General features: G+C 41.5%; 14 protein-coding genes, 1 tRNA gene and 1 pseudogene. 5 read left to right on the top strand and 11 right to left on the bottom strand.

Annotation, left to right across the window (positions count from 1 at the left end; translation table 11 throughout):
* From QZ565_RS00125 to QZ565_RS00175, 11 genes are all read right to left on the bottom strand, one after another.
* Positions 1 to 993 carry an ATP-binding cassette domain-containing protein gene (locus tag QZ565_RS00125; RefSeq protein ID WP_033686800.1) on the bottom strand — a complete coding sequence of 331 codons (993 nt, stop codon included), beginning with the start codon at positions 991 to 993 and terminating at the stop codon, positions 1 to 3.
* A gap of 282 nt (positions 994 to 1275) precedes the next feature.
* Entirely contained in the window at positions 1276 to 2157 is an 882-nt protein-coding gene (locus QZ565_RS00130; RefSeq protein WP_001019001.1) for a class II fructose-bisphosphate aldolase, read from the bottom strand.
* Positions 2158 to 2297: 140 nt separating this feature from the next.
* Positions 2298 to 3626, bottom strand: a complete 1329-nt coding sequence (gene vncS / locus QZ565_RS00135) for a sensor histidine kinase VncS (RefSeq protein WP_295524083.1) — start codon at positions 3624 to 3626, stop codon at positions 2298 to 2300.
* Positions 3623 to 4279, bottom strand: coding sequence for a response regulator transcription factor VncR (gene vncR / locus QZ565_RS00140; protein WP_295524085.1), 657 nt, complete (start codon positions 4277 to 4279; stop codon positions 3623 to 3625). Before vncR ends, vncS begins: the two co-directional genes overlap by 4 nt.
* Before the next feature lie 142 nt (positions 4280 to 4421).
* A complete protein-coding gene (gene vex3, locus QZ565_RS00145; RefSeq protein WP_295524087.1) occupies positions 4422 to 5801 on the bottom strand; it encodes an ABC transporter permease subunit Vex3 in 1380 nt (459 codons plus the stop codon).
* A gap of 55 nt (positions 5802 to 5856) precedes the next feature.
* Positions 5857 to 6504 (bottom strand): ABC transporter ATP-binding subunit Vex2, encoded by a 648-nt coding sequence (gene vex2, locus QZ565_RS00150; protein WP_261034863.1) that lies wholly within the window; start codon positions 6502 to 6504, stop codon positions 5857 to 5859.
* Positions 6505 to 6516: 12 nt separating this feature from the next.
* Positions 6517 to 7794, bottom strand: coding sequence for an ABC transporter permease (locus QZ565_RS00155; protein ID WP_295524090.1), 1278 nt, complete (start codon positions 7792 to 7794; stop codon positions 6517 to 6519).
* Between the two features lie 137 nt (positions 7795 to 7931).
* Positions 7932 to 8017, bottom strand: a tRNA-Leu gene (locus tag QZ565_RS00160).
* 79 nt (positions 8018 to 8096) lie between these two features.
* The gene (locus QZ565_RS00165) at positions 8097 to 8672 is read right to left on the bottom strand and encodes an isochorismatase family cysteine hydrolase (RefSeq protein WP_295524092.1); all 576 of its coding nucleotides are present in this window, start codon (positions 8670 to 8672) and stop codon (positions 8097 to 8099) included.
* Entirely contained in the window at positions 8672 to 9460 is a 789-nt protein-coding gene (codY, locus tag QZ565_RS00170) for a GTP-sensing pleiotropic transcriptional regulator CodY (RefSeq protein ID WP_120718906.1), read from the bottom strand. Before codY ends, QZ565_RS00165 begins: the two co-directional genes overlap by 1 nt.
* A 255-nt stretch (positions 9461 to 9715) precedes the next feature.
* Complete coding sequence (locus tag QZ565_RS00175; protein WP_295524095.1) at positions 9716 to 11290, bottom strand: DEAD/DEAH box helicase; 1575 nt, start codon at positions 11288 to 11290, stop codon at positions 9716 to 9718.
* A 317-nt stretch (positions 11291 to 11607) separates the two neighbouring features.
* On the opposite strand from QZ565_RS00175, the gene QZ565_RS00180 reads away from it, so the two are divergent.
* From QZ565_RS00180 to QZ565_RS00200, 5 genes and pseudogenes are all read left to right on the top strand, one after another.
* On the top strand, positions 11608 to 12924 hold the full coding sequence (locus QZ565_RS00180; protein WP_295524097.1) for an FAD-containing oxidoreductase: 1317 nt from the start codon (positions 11608 to 11610) through the stop codon (positions 12922 to 12924).
* 112 nt (positions 12925 to 13036) lie between these two features.
* Positions 13037 to 14380, top strand: a complete 1344-nt coding sequence (murT, locus tag QZ565_RS00185; RefSeq protein WP_295524099.1) for a lipid II isoglutaminyl synthase subunit MurT — start codon at positions 13037 to 13039, stop codon at positions 14378 to 14380.
* Complete coding sequence (gene gatD / locus QZ565_RS00190; RefSeq protein WP_295524101.1) at positions 14380 to 15162, top strand: lipid II isoglutaminyl synthase subunit GatD; 783 nt, start codon at positions 14380 to 14382, stop codon at positions 15160 to 15162. The genes murT and gatD overlap by 1 nt, the downstream gene beginning before the upstream one ends.
* A 127-nt stretch (positions 15163 to 15289) precedes the next feature.
* The gene (locus QZ565_RS00195) at positions 15290 to 16372 is read left to right on the top strand and encodes a Xaa-Pro peptidase family protein (RefSeq protein WP_295524103.1); all 1083 of its coding nucleotides are present in this window, start codon (positions 15290 to 15292) and stop codon (positions 16370 to 16372) included.
* A gap of 12 nt (positions 16373 to 16384) precedes the next feature.
* Positions 16385 to 16823, top strand: a pseudogene (locus tag QZ565_RS00200) (hypothetical protein); the annotation flags it as partial.

Raw genomic sequence — 16823 nt, forward strand, 5'->3', positions numbered from 1 at the left:
TTAGAGCTCCTTTCGGTAGAAGCGACGGATAATATCTTCAATATCCGTATCCACCATCTTCAAATCGCGGATTTCAAAATCAGACAGGGTTTGCTTGATAATGTCAGCTGTCTGGTAGCGTGAACTATCGAATTCAATGTTGAGACTATTCCCTTGTCTATCAATTGTCATATCCGAAAAGCCTTCATAGTGAGAAACTAGATGACTTTGACCTGGTAGCAGTTCAAAGGAGAGAGTCTTCATCTTGCCAAATGTATCCTTAAGCTGGCTAACCGTTCCATCAAAAATCTCCTGCCCCTTATCAATCATAAAGATCCGATCACAGAGTTGCTCAATATCGCTCAGGTCATGAGTGGTCAAGAGAATGGTTGTTTCTTCCTCCTGATTGATTTGGGTAATAGCCCGACGAATATTGTCCTTGACCGACACATCCAGACCTATGGTTGGCTCATCTAAAAAGAGAACCTTGGGATTGTGGAGCAAGGACGCCGCAATATCCGCCCGCATCCGTTGACCCAGTGAAAGAGTCCGCACGGGATCCTTGATAAAGTCCTTCAAATCCAAGACTTCATTTAAAAAATCCATTCGCTTATGAAAGAGCGAGTCTGGCACATCGTAAATCTCTTTCAAAACCGTGTAGGTTTCTTGAAGCGCCAAATCCCACCATAGCTGGGTACGTTGTCCAAAAACAACCCCAATATCCTTGACATAATCTTGACGATTGTCCTGGGGAATCTTGCCGTTAATCCGACAAAAACCAGATGTCGGTTTCAAAATCCCGGTCAACATTTTAATGGTTGTCGACTTCCCAGCGCCATTTGCGCCGATAAAACCTAGAATCTGCCCCTTTGGCACCTCAAAGGTCAAATCCTTGACCGCTTCAAAGGTCTGCTTTTCAGGATGAATAAAGGAGCGCAAAGCCCCCTTCAAGCCCGGTTCCTTCACTGTCTTCACAAAATTTTTCTGAAGATGTTCCACTTCTATCATTGCCATATCTATCTCCCTATGGTAAGGAATAGCAACATTGTCTTTTGACTACAAGTATTCTAAATCCTTACTTTCTAAACCTTCTACATTTTATTACTACAGAAGGCTTTATACCAACCTATTATAGTCCAATAAAAAATGGAATGCAAGCGTTTGCCTATAGATTATGAAATCAGATATTTCTCTCTTAAAAAGGTACTTTTAACCCAAAATTCTGGTTTAGTAGTTTCCTAAAAACAGCAAAAAACCCACCCAATGGGTAGGTTTCATCTGTATCATTCAGCTAGATTAAGCTTTACCTTCTGAACCGAATACGTCGATACGTTCTTCAACTGATGCTTGGATAGCTTTTACACCGTCAGCCAAGAATTTACGTGGGTCGAAGAGTTTTTTCTTGTCGTATTCTGCTTCGTTTGCTTCGTAGTCACGAGCAAATTTACGAGTTGCGTTAGCGAATGCGATTTGGCATTCAGTGTTAACGTTAACTTTCGCAACACCAAGTTTGATAGCTGCTTGGATTTGCTCATCAGGAATACCTGATCCACCGTGCAATACGATTGGGAATCCAGGAAGAGCTTCTGTCAATTTTTGCAAGTGGTCAAGGTCAAGACCTTCCCAGTTAGCTGGGTAAGGGCCGTGGATGTTACCGATACCAGCTGCCAAGAAGTCGATACCAGTTTCAACCATTGCTTTAGCGTCTTCGATTGGAGCCAATTCACCTTTACCGATGATTCCGTCTTCTTCACCACCGATAGTACCAACTTCAGCTTCTACTGAGATACCTTTAGCGTGTGCTTTTTCAACAACTTCTTTAGCCAATTTAAGGTTTTCTTCAACTGGAAGGTGTGAACCGTCAAACATGATTGAAGTGTAACCAACTTCGATACACTCAAGTGCATCTTCGTAGTGACCGTGGTCAAGGTGGATAGCTACTGGTACAGTGATACCCATTGATTCAACAAGGTTAGCGATCAAGTTGCGAGCAACTTTGTAACCACCCATGTATTTAGCAGCACCCATTGAAGTTTGGATCAAAACTGGAGCTTTTTTAGCTTCTGCTGCACGCAAGATAGCTTGAGTCCACTCAAGGTTGTTTGTGTTAAATCCACCAACTGCATAACCATTGTCACGAGCTGCTTGGACAAATTTTTCTGCTGAAACGATTGCCATTTTATCAGGCCTCCTGTATATTTTTATGGGTCATCCCATTTACATTGTTCATTTTATCACTTTTTGACAAAAAAATCTAGTTTTTCCCGTAGTTTCGATTGAATTTCTTCTAGCTTCATCTATGTAAACCCTTTCTCTCCCTAGTCTTGAGCGACTTTTGGAAAAGCTATAAAGAAGGTTAAACGATTCTCCTGCATTTCAAAACGATAGGGTAATTTTTCATGTTCTAATAGACTCTTGACCACAAAGAGCCCCATCCCAGACCCCTTGGCCTTGCGACTAGCATTATCAGAAAAAGATTGAGCTAATTTTTCTTGCTCTTCTGGACTGCAGCTATTTTCTATAAAGAGTTCCTCTTCTCTCTCTCCAATGCGAACTAAGCCACCCGGAACAGAGTGCTTGATAGCATTGCTGATAAGGTTAGAAAGAATTAATTTCATGACAGATGGGTTTAGATAGGCCTGCTGATGGGTCAAGCTATTCTCTATCCGAAGCGCTCTTTCCTTAGCTAGCAAGGCATAATCCTTAACTAGACTTTGCGTCATCTGGTGTAAGTCAATTTGTTCCCTATCATCTCGCAACTCCTGCACAGACGAGAGAGAAAGTATCTGGAGAACGTGGTGATTGAGCTCATCCACAATCCCCAAGGCAACTCCCAGATAGTGGTCTCTATCCTTATAGCGACCGATATTCTCTTTCATATTTTCGATTAGGATTTTCAAACTAGCCAGAGGTGTTTTCAGTTCATGAGAAGCCCCTCGCAAAAATTCGACCTTTATCTTTTCCAGTTGAAGAATAGCTTCATTCTTGTCATGCAAATCCGCAATGACTGTCAAGAGGTGTTGGTAAAGGCTATTGATTTGTTCCTTGAGATCACCAATCTCATCCTTAGAATCCACGCGCAATCGCACTTGAGCATCCAGTTCCATCATCCGACGGGTCACTCGCTTGATTTCCAATATCGGAGCAACAATGGTCCGAGCATAGATATAGGCCACCAAGAGGGAAATCAGAAAGGATGCCAACAAGGTATAGGGAAGAAACTGGAGACTGATTTGCTCTGCTTCCTTTTGCAAATCCATGGAAGCTAGAAACTGGAGAGTCATGGTACCACCGTCCTGCGTTGTCACCTCACGCTCCTCAATAAAGAGAGAGGTGGTCTGGCGGTCTGTGTCCAGAGGAAGACTGTCCTTGACTTCTAACTTGTCCTCGGTCATCTCACCCTTGACAGCCCCCTTGATATCACTGGTCTGAGAATACAAGTCTAAGACTTGCTCGATACTCTGCCTATCCTTTCCTTCTAGTGACTGAGCAATGGCTGTCGCTTTCTGACCAATGGTTTCCTGACGGTGGCTCAGATAAGTCGAGGGAAAGAGAAAATAAATGGCTAAATGAAGACAGATAACCAGAACACTAAAAATCGAGAAGGTATAGATAAATATCTTTGTAAACAAACCTGTTCGTTTCATTTTCGCTCCAATTTATAACCAACATTGCGCACAGTGAGGATGCAGTCCAAGTCTAACTTTTTCCGCAGTTCCTTGATATAGACATCAATAACACGGTCAAAAGGAACCTCATCTGTCGCCTTCCAGACGGCATCGATTATCTGAGAACGTGTCAAGGCACGTCCTTCATTTTTCACCAGATAGTCCAGAATTTCCAACTCTTTAGCATTAATGGCTACTTCTTGACCTGCGAGACTTGCACTGTAACTTTCAAAGTCCACCTTGGTATCCTTATAAGAGAAGACTCGTTCCGTATCATAGTAGCGCTTGAAAATCGCGTCGACCCTCACTTTTAAGAGGGAGAGGGAGAAGGGCTTTTCCAGATAGCCATCTGCTAGCGAAGCAAAGGCACTCAACTTGTATTCTTCATCCTGAAAGGCAGTCAACATCAAGACAGGGACTTGGCTGGTTTTGCGAATCTCAGCTAGCACTTCTAGACCATTGAGCTTGGGCATCTGGATATCTAGTAAAACTAAGGCCACCTCATAGCTGGAAAATTGCTCCAGAGCTTCCTGACCGTCCGCCGCCTCAATGGTTTCATAACCACAATCCGTCAAATAGTCACTGATCCCCTCACGGATCATCTCTTCATCTTCTACAATTAAAATTTTCATAGAAAAAACGTTTCACATTCCTTTAAATTTCTTGTAAATCATCTCAATTTCATCCTGAAAGGAAGAGGCCTTATCAAGATGAAATAGATAAAAATGCTACCTATATTATACCCCATTTAGGGGAGAATAGGTAGCAAGTTTGTTATTCGCTATCGAGCAAGAGCTCTTTTGGTTGTTTTCTGAGGAGGTTGCTTGAAGCAAGCGCCATAACGAGAACCACTAGAACCAAGGCTAGGACAAAGACGATGATAAAGTCTGATGTCTGAATGGAAATGTCTAGGCTCGATAAGGTCTTGCTAAACCCATCTACTTCTGCACCACCACCAAGGTTAGAGGCTTGAGCAGCCTTGCTGGCTTGCTTGGAAACACCAGAAGTGACATTGGCAAGAACAGTGTTTCCGATTGCACGGGCTGTGTAACTGGCTAGGAAGTAAGCAGAAACGAGAGCAGGGATGGCAATCAAGATAGATTCGGTGATGAATTGCCCCAAGATACTTGCCTGCTTGAGACCGATAGAGAGGAGGATTCCCACTTCCTTGCGACGGGCATTGATCCAAAGACTAAGCAAGAGGGCAAGGAGAAGGACTGAGAAACTCAAGCTACCCCAGAAGAGGAGGTTAGCCATCTTGTACATGCCAGAGATGGATTGTTCTAGAGCTGGATAGTTAGAGGAGCTCTTAACGAGTGTGTAGCTCTTCCAGTTGATACCACTGATGCCATTCAACTCTTTCATGACATCATCCAAGTTCTTATCTGCTGTTACAAAGAAGGTTGCGTCCCCATAAATAGCTGTGTCTTCTGTGTATCCATAAAGTTTTGCAGCAGTGTGAATGTCTGTGATAGCTGTGTTTTCATAGAGTTCTTGTGAGTAGGTTACTGCTGACTTATTGTGACCATCAAAGAGTCCCTTGATTGTCACTTCAACTGTTTCCTTGGCTCCTTTTTCATTGTCTGCATCGTAGGCATTTGAGTCCAATTTGACCTTATCTCCAACTTTCCAGCCGTGTTTGGCTGCCAAGTCCTTGTGCAGGAGGATCTTGTCCTTGTCGTCGTTTGTTAAGTGCTCTCCTTCAACCAATTTATAAGAGCCCGAGACAAACTTGTCTTCTTTAGAGGAGTCATTGACACCTGTAATCATCAAGCTGCTTCCAAAATGTTTAGCACGGTCAGGTGTTAGATTTTTCTTGGTATCTGGCGTTTCGATAAGTTCATATCCAGTCAAATCTCCGATAGCGTTAATGCGTTTCACATAAGACTCAATGGCCTTGTTTTCGGTGATTTTTTTGATATCTTCCCCCTTAATATTCCCAGCACCACGAGGTGTTCCTTGATTGACGCGACGATTGATTTGCATGGAGAAGCTATTGGTGATATTTTTAAAGGTCTCCTGAGAAGCCTTGGCAGTAGCTCCCTTGATCGACAAGCCGACCAAACTCAAGCTCGCCATGAGGAGAATAATCAGGAAGATAACAATCGATTTGAAAAACTTCCTTGTAACATAGGCAAATGCATTGTGTAACATAGGTTCCCTTTCTAGATTTTATTCTATTTTATAGTTCTAACAGAAAAAGCTCGTATTATTTCGTAGTATTGCGAGTTTCAGTCAGTTTCTTGTCCTTCAACTCAAGTGTAATATCTGACGCTTGTGCCACTTCTTTGCTGTGAGTTACGACGATGACACATTTACCTGTTTTCTGGGCAAGTGATTTGAGCAGTTCGACAATATCTCCAGCAGTTTTAGGGTCCAGATTTCCTGTTGGCTCATCCGCTAGAATAACTGGAGCTTCTGAGACCAAACTACGAGCAATGGCAACACGTTGTTGTTGACCACCTGATAACTGGAGAACATTCCGCTTGATCTGACTTTCATCCAAACCAAGCTCAAGAAGTGTATCCTTGCTTGCCTTTTTGTTGACCAAGCGGATATTTTCCAGTGGAGAAAGATAATCTATCAAGTTATAATTTTGAAAGACCAGGGAAATATGGTGCATGCGATGGTAAGAATAGCCCTTCTTACGAATATCCTCTCCTTGAAAAAGGATAGAACCTTCAACAGGACTATCTAGACCAGCAAGTAGGGACAAGAGTGTGGATTTTCCTGCTCCTGACTCACCAATAATACTGTAAAATTTCCCGGGTTCAAAATTATAATTGATCTGATATAGGACTGCTTCAGCAGTGTTCTTATAACGGTAGGTAATGTCTTGTAATTGTAATAAAGTCATGATTTCTCCTTCTTAACTGATAGATGATAAAATTTCTTTCGGCGATTTTCTAAATAAGAATAGGAAACAAAGGGCTACAGATAAGCAACTAAGCAGAACTAGAAAAACATAGGATTCTGCAAAAGATAAGATGCTGGTTGATAAACTGCTTGTTTTGGCTAGTGTATCTTGTAAGCTTGCCTGATCTCCACTTGCTAGTAGGGTTTGGAGTAGGTAAGTTGTGATTGCGTTGCCTGCAGCAAATGCTGGAAGTAAAGCACCAATAGATACCAGAACTACCTCTAAACAGAATTGTAGGAAGATCGAGCTCTTGCCTTTTCCAAGTGCAAGTAAAATTCCCACTTCGTAGACCCGTTCTCTCAACCAGAGAGACAAGACCAAAATTAAGGCTCCTGCTCCTGCTATCAACATCCCATAAAGGAAAATGGTCAGAAAGGTTTGGAAGGTTGCAACTGAATCCTTGATTTGTTCAAAGGCCTTGTTTTCTTTCTCAACTTGGTAGCCGTTATTTTCCAAAGCCAAATTTTCCACCTGCTTCAAGAGTCCGTCCATTTCCTTAGGATTTTCTACATAGAAGCGAGCTGCAGTGACTTGATCTTCACTATTTCCCAAAAGGCTTTGGCTACTTTCATAGTCTGTAAAGACCTGGTTTTCACTGAAGTCAGAAGATAAGCCCGTGAATTTCTCTTGTTTTTTACCAGAAAAGATGCCAACAATCTCAAACTCAACTGTCTGTCCCTTGCTAGATTCTGACTGTCCAGCATCCAAGCGAAGCTTGTCATGAAGCGAAAGACCGTTCTTCTTAGCCAACTCTTCGTGGATCAGAATTTTCTTGGAATCCCCTTTTTGAAGGTGTCGCCCTTCTTTTAAGTTGAAAGCCGAACTGGTAAAGGTAACATCCTTGGATGAATCTTCAAGAGCCGTTAAGCTGACCAAGTTCTTGTCCGCAGCTGACAAATCATCACGTTCAACGCTCTGCTCGCCACTCACCGCTTCCTTGTCTTTTAACTTTGCGACCGTCTCGAGTTCAGGAGAGATATTTCCCAGCCCCTTAATCTTGCTAACTGATGCTAGGTCCGATAACTTGAAGGTCTGACCATTTTCTATCTTCTTAATAGAAAAAGATGTATTGAGTGATTTGTAAAGATTGGTTTCCACTGTTTTGTTGGACTTCATCAGCGTCAAACAGGCTGAAATTCCTGCTAAGAGGACCAATAAAATCAGAAATAAAATAAAACTTCTCAGTCGTTTTCTGCTGACATAGGCCCAAGCTCTTTGGATTGGATTCATTTGTCACCTCCATATTTGTAAGACTATTATAAAATCCAAATATGAAATGTTTATGAAATACAAAAAAAGAGCAAAAATTTTTTGCTCTACGTAAATTAGATAAAAAAAAGAGCTAGCCTAAGCTAACTCTTATCCTATGCGGAGAGAGGGACTTGAACCCTCACGACCTAAAGCGGTCACAGGATCCTTAGTCCTGCGCGTCTGCCAATTCCGCCATCCCCGCGTCGATTACTTTACTAGTATATCAACTTTTAGGATGCTTGTCAACACTTTTTTTCAATTTTTTCATTTCATCAACCAAATTACTCAGAAATTTCATTTAGATTTTCATCTACTAACTTAGCTCCGAGTGTATTTTTGAAATGACCTAGGGCAAATTGATGATTTTCAGGCCAGATGGAAGCAACAGCTGGTTTAACAATCTCGATGTCATATCCTAGATTATAGGCATCTATAGCTGTATGCAGGACACAGATATCCGTCAAGACACCTGTTAAGATAACGGTAGACACTCTCCGCTCTCTCAAACGGATATCCAGGTCAGTCCCAGAAAAAGCTGAGTAATGGCGTTTATCCATCCAAAAGACACGACTGTCTGAACTATGCTCTTGATAAAAGGTCCCCAAATCTCCGTATAAATTCCGTCCACTAGTCCCAATCAAATTGTGAGGAGGAAATAGTTTACTTTCTGGATGGAAACAATCGTTTTCTTCATGAGCATCTATTGTGAAGAAGATGTAATCTCCTCGTTCAAAAGCTAATCGAGTTACCTTGCTGATAGCATCCGAAATAGCCTGAGCTGGAGCGCCTGCTGTCAATTTTCCACTATCAGCAACAAAATCTTCTGTATAATCAATCGAAATTAAAGCCTTAGTCATTAGTAATCTCTTTTCTTCACTTCTTCAAAAATATCTGAAATCAAGACCTTAAGATAAGTTCCTTTCATTCCAAGCGAGCGACTTTCAATAATCCCTGCAGACTCAAGTTTACGAAGGGCATTGACAATCACAGAGCGGGTGATTCCAATACGGTCTGCAATCACAGACGCAGTTAACTGGCCTTCATTTCCATTTAATTCCCCTAAAATTGCTGAAACAGCACGGAGTTCTGAATAAGAAAGGGTGTTAACCGCCATGGTAACAGCAGTACGGCGACGGATATTTTTCTCATCTTCTTCACGCTGGAAGTTAAGGAGTTGAATCCCAACAACGGTACTTGCAATCTCAACAAGGATCAAGTCCTCATCCTCGAATTTTTTATCATTGCGCCAAATAATCAAAGAACCAAGGCGAATCCCTGATACATGAATCGGTGCAATAGTCGTCAAACCATCTGGAAAGTCTGCACGACTCTCCACAGGGAAAATACTTAAATCATGGTCAACCGTCAGATTGGCTTCTGTATCGTAGATCATGTTCGCACCTTGAATGTACTCATCCGGGAAAATCTTAGTTTGGAAGAATTGCTCTACACGATCAGTATTGGTTTTATAACGCATAAAATAGCCCAGGAGACGCCCTTTGCTATTGACAATACAGGCGTTACAGTCAATAATATCTGCCAATTGACGGGTAATCGCATTGTAGGGAAGTTCTTCCTGCAACTGTTCCTCTGAGCGCTTCAGGATAGACGTAATTTTTCTAGTTTTTTCTAATAAATGTGCCATTTTTCACCTCGAATATAATCGCTATCATTATAACATAAACAGCTTGAATTTTCAATTATTATCTGAAAATTGATTATTTAATTGCAATTTGAAAAAACAAGAATATTTTTAATTAAATTGCTTCTTTTCTATTGACAAGCTCCCTTTTTTTGTGTATTATAATATTACAAGAAGATAATATATCTATTTTATTTATCTTTCTTTTACATTCGGTCTCCTTATATAAAAAAGCGATTCATTTTGAACCGCTTTTTCTTATTTATCGCCCTTGTTACGAATCACAAAGCCTGTTTGCTTTTCACTTGAAGTATTGCGTGGTTTTTTATTATCCTTACGGTAACGTTTTTCCTTATCAAAACGATCATTTCCACGACTTCCTTTTTTGAAATCATCACGACGACCATTGCCACGGCGATCACGGTCTCGACGGTCATCCCCACGACGGCCACCACGACCTCCCTTAGCTTTACCACCGAAGCCATTACCTGATGGTTTAAATGGCAGTGGTTTTTCACGTGCAATCTCCACTTCAGGAAGGCTATCTGGAACTTGAACTGTTAGACTCAAGATATACATTGCCAATTCTTCTGGAGTAAATTCAGCAGCTAACTTACGAGCATCCTTACCAAATTTCTCAAAGTTGGCACGGATAGTCTCATCTGCAAAATCACGTTCAATTTTCTTGAGAGCTACCTGTTTTTTAGCTTGGAAGGCTTCTTCTGCACTTGCAGGTTTGAGACCTTTCATGCGTTTCTTAGTCAAGTTCTCAATGATTTGGAGGTAGCCCATTTCATTTGGTGATACGAAGGTAATCGATTGACCTGACTTACCAGCACGACCTGTACGACCGATACGGTGAACATAGCTTTCAGGATCTTGTGGAATATCGTAGTTATAGACATGGGTCACACCTGAAATATCCAAGCCACGCGCTGCAACGTCCGTCGCAACTAGAACATCAAGATTGCCATTTTTAAAGTCACGAAGGACACGAAGACGTTTGTTTTGGTCCAAATCACCATGAATTCCTTCTGCACGGAAGCCACGGATTTTCAAACCACGAGTCAATTCATCTACACGACGTTTTGTACGACCAAATACGATAGCAAGCTCAGGTTGTTCCACATCCATAAGACGAGTCATGGTATCAAATTTTTCTTGTTCTTTAACACGAATATAGTACTGGTCAACTAATTCTGTTGTCAATTCCTTAGCAGCAATCTTGACATGCTCAGGTTCTTTCATAAACTGAACACCGATACGTTTGATAGCATCTGGCATAGTTGCTGAGAAAAGTAAGGTTTGACGGCTTTCAGGGACACGGGAGATGATAGCTTCGATGTCTTCAAGGAAGCCCATGTTGAGCATTTCATCTGCTTCGTCAAGGATAAGAGTTTCAATATCTTGTAATTTCAAGGCCTTGCGTTTAATCAAGTCCAAAAGACGGCCTGGTGTTCCTACCACGATATGGGCACCAGATTTAAGAGCCTTAATTTGTTTTTCAATGCTTGATCCGCCATATACTGAACGGACTTTGACTCCCTTGCTACGACCAAAACGGAAGAGTTCTTCTTGACTTTGGACAGCAAGTTCACGTGTTGGAGCGATAACCAAAGCTTGAATGGTCGCTTCTTCTGTACGGATTTTTTCAAGGGTTGGCAAACCAAAGGCTGCAGTTTTTCCTGTACCAGTCTGAGCTTGACCGATAACATCCTTACCTTCAAGAGCCAAGGGAATAGTTTGTTCTTGGATAGGACTGGCTTCTACAAAACCAGCTTTTTCAATCTCTGCTAGCAAATCAGCAGACAAGTTTAATTCATTAAATTTCACGTTATTCTTCTTTCTAAAGGTGGTGCGAAGCCACCCTATAGGGCTTAGTTTATACTTTTCTTTTTATGACGTATTTTCATATACTGGATACAAAATCGTGTTGCTTCTTTTCCACAAAAGAAAAGTACTGTTTTCTTTGCAACCTATCTAGTATAACACAAGAGCGGGGCAAAAGATAGTAGAATCCTTAAGGAAAATCATGTAAACGATTTTCCACAAATATAAATACACCCTTATATAGCTAATTTCTCCCGTAGCAGAATTGTGCAAAAAGTGTTTTCTTATGCTAGAATGAAAAACGAATAGGAGGACTATAAATGTTAACATATGATTTAATCGTTATCGGATTTGGTAAAGCTGGTAAAACACTAGCAGGTAAATTGGCTTCAGCTGGCAAAAAAGTTGCCCTCGTTGAACGTAGCAAAGCTATGTACGGTGGAACTTGTATCAACATCGGTTGTATCCCAACTAAAACTTTGCTAGTTGTTGCTGAGAAAGATTTGTCTTTTGAAGAAGTCATTGCTACTAAAAACACTATCACTGGTCGCCTCAACGGTAAAAACTATGCGACTGTTGCTGGTACTGGCGTAGATATCTTTGATGCGGAAGCTCACTTCCTTTCAAATAAAGTCATCGAAATCCAAGCTGGTGATGAAAAACAAGAACTGACTGCTGAAACAATCGTTATCAACACTGGTGCTGTTTCAAACGTCTTGCCAATCCCTGGACTTGCTACAAGCAAAAACGTCTTTGACTCAACAGGTATCCAAAACTTGGACAAATTGCCTGAAAAACTTGGTGTACTTGGTGGCGGAAATATCGGTCTTGAATTTGCTGGTCTTTATAACAAACTTGGAAGCAAGGTTACAGTCCTAGATGCCTTGGATACTTTCCTACCTCGTGCAGAACCTTCCATTGCAGCTCTTGCTAAACAATACATGGAAGAAGACGGTATTGAATTGCTTCAAAATATCCGTACTACTGAAATCAAAAATGACGGTGACCAAGTCCTTGTCGTAACTGAAAACGAAACTTACCGTTTCGATGCCCTTCTCTACGCAACTGGACGCAAACCAAACGTAGAACCACTTCAACTTGAAAATACAGATATTGAACTTACTGAACGTGGCGCTATTAAAGTAGACAAACATTGTCAAACAAACGTTCCTGGTGTCTTTGCAGTTGGGGATGTCAACGGTGGTCTTCAATTTACTTACATTTCACTTGATGACTTCCGTGTTGTCTACAGCTACCTTGCTGGAGATGGCAGCTACACACTTGAAGACCGTCTCAATGTACCAAACACTATGTTCATCACACCTGCACTTTCACAAGTTGGTTTGACTGAAAACCAAGCAGCTGATTTGAAACTTCCATACGCTGTGAAAGAAATCCCTGTTGCAGCAATGCCTCGTGGTCACGTAAATGGAGACCTTCGTGGAGCTTTCAAAGCGGTTGTTAATACTGAAACAAAAGAAATTCTTGGAGCAAGCATCTTCTCAGAAGGTTCTCAAGAAATCATCAACATCATCACTGTTGCTATGGACAACAAGATTCCTTACACTTACTTCACAAAACAAATCTTCACCCACCCAACCTTGGCTGAGAACTTGAATGACTTGTTTGCGATTTAAGTTAAAGTCTCACCTTAACTGACAGCCCTCTTTGGGCTGTTTTTACTTCTGCGAATTTACTTCTGCGAAATCTCAAATCTGTCTTTTCCCTCTTTTATGATATAATAGAAACATGAAATTAAAAACTACTTTGGGCCTTCTTGCTGGGCGTTCTTCCCACTTCGTTTTAAGCCGTCTTGGCCGTGGAAGTACGCTCCCAGGAAAACTTGCCCTTCAATTTGATAAAGATATTTTACAAAACCTAGCTAAGAACTACGAGATTGTCGTGGTCACTGGAACCAATGGAAAAACCCTGACAACTGCCCTCACTGTCGGCATTTTAAAAGAGGTTTATGGTCAAGTTCTGACCAACCCAAGCGGTGCCAACATGATTACAGGGATTGCAACAACCTTCTTAACAGCCAAATCTTCTAAAACTGGGAAAAATATTGCCGTACTAGAAATTGACGAAGCCAGTCTATCTCGTATCTGTGACTATATCCAGCCAAGCCTTTTTGTCATCACTAATATCTTCCGTGACCAGATGGACCGCTATGGTGAGATTTACATAACTTATAAGATGATTTTGGATGCCATTCGTAAGGTGCCTACAGCTACTGTTCTTCTTAATGGAGACAGTCCGCTTTTCTACAAGCCAGCTATTCCAAATCCTGTTCAGTATTTTGGTTTTGACTTGGAAAAAGGGCCAGCCCAACTAGCTCACTACAATACAGAAGGGATTCTATGTCCTGACTGCCAAGGAATCCTCAAATATGAGCATAATACCTATGCAAACTTGGGTGCCTATATCTGTGAAGGTTGTGAATGTAAACGTCCTGAATTAGACTATCGCTTGACAGAATTGGTTGAGTTAACCAACAATCGATCTCGCTTTGTCATTGACGGCCAAGAGTACGGTATCCAAATCGGTGGACTCTACAATATCTACAACGCCCTTGCTGCGGTTGCCATCGCCCGTTTCCTCGGTGCAGATTCGCAACTCATCAAGCAGGGATTTGATAAGAGCCGTGCTGTCTTTGGACGCCAAGAAACCTTCCATATCGGTGATAAAGAATGCACCCTTGTCTTGATTAAAAATCCAGTTGGTGCCACCCAAGCTATCGAAATGATTAAACTAGCTCCTTATCCATTTAGCCTATCTGTCCTCCTCAATGCCAACTATGCAGACGGAATTGACACTAGCTGGATCTGGGATGCTGATTTTGAACAAATCACTGAGATGGACATCCCTGAAATCAACGCTGGCGGTGTTCGCCATTCTGAAATCGCACGTCGTCTACGAGTAACTGGCTATCCAGCTGATAAAATTACTGAAACAAGCAATCTGGAACAAGTTCTTAAGACCATTGAAAACCAAGACTGTAAGCATGCTTATATTCTAGCTACCTATACTGCTATGCTGGAATTCCGAGAACTGCTGGCTAGTCGTCAGATTGTTAGAAAGGAGATGAACTAATGGTTTATACTTCACTTTCCTCAAAAGCTGGCAATTACCTCTATCAGCTCAACATTGCCCACCTCTACGGAAATCTCATGAATACCTATGGGGACAATGGAAACATCCTCATGCTCAAGTATGTGGCTGAAAAGCTGGGGGCCCATGTGACGGTTGATATCGTTTCTCTCCATGATGACTTTGATGAAAACCACTATGATATCGCCTTTTTCGGCGGTGGGCAAGACTTTGAACAAAGTATCATTGCAGACGACCTACCTGCTAAAAAAGAGAGTATTGACAACTACATCCAAAATGACGGTGTGGTTCTGGCTATCTGCGGTGGTTTCCAACTATTGGGCCAATATTATGTTGAAGCTTCAGGGAGACGTATCGAAGGGCTCGGTGTCATGGGCCACTACACCCTCAACCAGACCAATAACCGTTTTATCGGTGACATCAAGATTCACAATGAAGATTTCAATGAAACCTACTATGGTTTTGAAAATCATCAGGGTCGTACCTTCCTCTCAGATGACCAAAAACCGCTGGGACAGGTTGTCTATGGAAATGGAAATAACGAAGAAAAGGTCGGCGAAGGGGTTCATTATAAGAATGTCTTTGGTTCCTATTTCCACGGACCTATCCTCTCTCGTAATGCCAATCTGGCCTATCGCCTAGTCACTACTGCTCTCAAGAAAAAGTACGGACAGGACATCCAACTCCCTGCCTATGAGGACATCCTCAGCCAAGAAATCGCTGAAGAATACAGAGACGTCAAAAGCAAGGCTGACTTTTCTTAAACAAAAGGAAATTATATCAAAGAACTCTGTTATCTTGTCGGAGTTCTTTTTGTCTATTCTTTTACCCTTCTCCCTTGCATTTTCTCTCATTTTTTGCCAAAATAGAGGGGTAGAAAGAAGGTAGCATATGTCTAAATTACAACAAATCGTAACATATCTTGAATCAGAAAAACTAGACGTCGCTGTCGTATCTGACCCCGTCACAATCAATTACCTCACTGGCTTTTACAGTGATCCCCATGAGCGCCAAATGTTCCTCTTTGTCCTAGTAGATCAGGAACCCCTCCTCTTTGTCCCAGCCCTTGAAGTGGAGCGTGCAAGCAGCACTGTCTCTTTCCCAGTTGTGGGCTATGTAGATTCTGAAAATCCATGGCAAAAAATGAAACATGCTCTTCCACAGCACGACTTCAAACGTGTCGCTGTTGAGTTTGACAATCTCATCTTGACCAAATACCATGGCTTGAAAACAGTCTTTGAGACTGCTGAGTTTGAAAACCTCACTCCTCGTATCCAACGCATGCGCCTCATCAAATCAGCTGATGAAGTGCAAAAAATGATGGTTGCAGGTCTTTATGCTGACAAGGCTGTCAATGTTGGTTTTGATAATATTTCTCTTGATAAGACTGAGACAGATATCATCGCCCAAATCGACTTTGCCATGAAACGTGAAGGCTATGAAATGAGCTTTGATACCATGGTCTTGACTGGTGATAACGCAGCAAATCCGCACGGCATTCCAGCAGCTAATAAGGTTGAAAATGACGCTCTTCTCCTCTTTGACCTTGGTGTTCTAGTAAACGGTTACGCATCAGACATGACTCGTACAGTCGCTGTCGGTAAACCAGACCAATTCAAGAAAGACATTTACAACTTGACTCTTGAAGCCCAACAAGCTGCTCTTGACTTTATCAAGCCGGGTGTGACTGCCCATGAAGTGGACCGCACTGCCCGTGAGGTCATCGAAAAAGCTGGTTACGGTGAATACTTCAACCACCGTCTCGGTCACGGTATCGGTATGGATGTCCACGAATTCCCATCTATCATGGAAGGAAACGACATGGTCATCGAAGAAGGCATGTGCTTCTCTGTTGAACCAGGTATCTATATTCCTGGTAAAGTCGGTGTTCGTATCGAAGACTGTGGTGTTGTTACCAAGGATGGCTTTGACCTCTTTACAAGCACCAGCAAAGACTTGCTTTATTTTGATTAATGGTATTATTTTATGTTAAATGATCTCTTTAAATTTGTAGATAATGTTACTAATGAAACTTCTAAAGTCGTAAATGATATCGTTAATGAATCTTCAAAGATTGTAAATAATATTGCAAATGAATCCTCAAAAGTTGTAAATGATATTGCAAATGAGACTGCAAAAGCCGTGAAAGTAGTTGTAGATGAAACTTCCAAAATAACGACCAATACTGTAGATGGAGCTGTTTGTGTTGCCAATAATACTATGACAGGAATTTCTAATTTTATAAGTGTACCTGGTAAAGTTGTAAATTTAATTTTTGAAATACACTCGTGGAATAATCAAGAACGTCTTGAAAAGAAACAAGACGAAGAACGTAGACAAACTTTATCCATTCAATTCCCTGAATTCTTAAATCAAGAAGAGTTTAATAGAATAATTCATGAAGAAGCTAATCAAATTATTCGAA

This window comes from uncultured Streptococcus sp., assembly GCF_915066115.1.
Taxonomy (GTDB): domain Bacteria; phylum Bacillota; class Bacilli; order Lactobacillales; family Streptococcaceae; genus Streptococcus.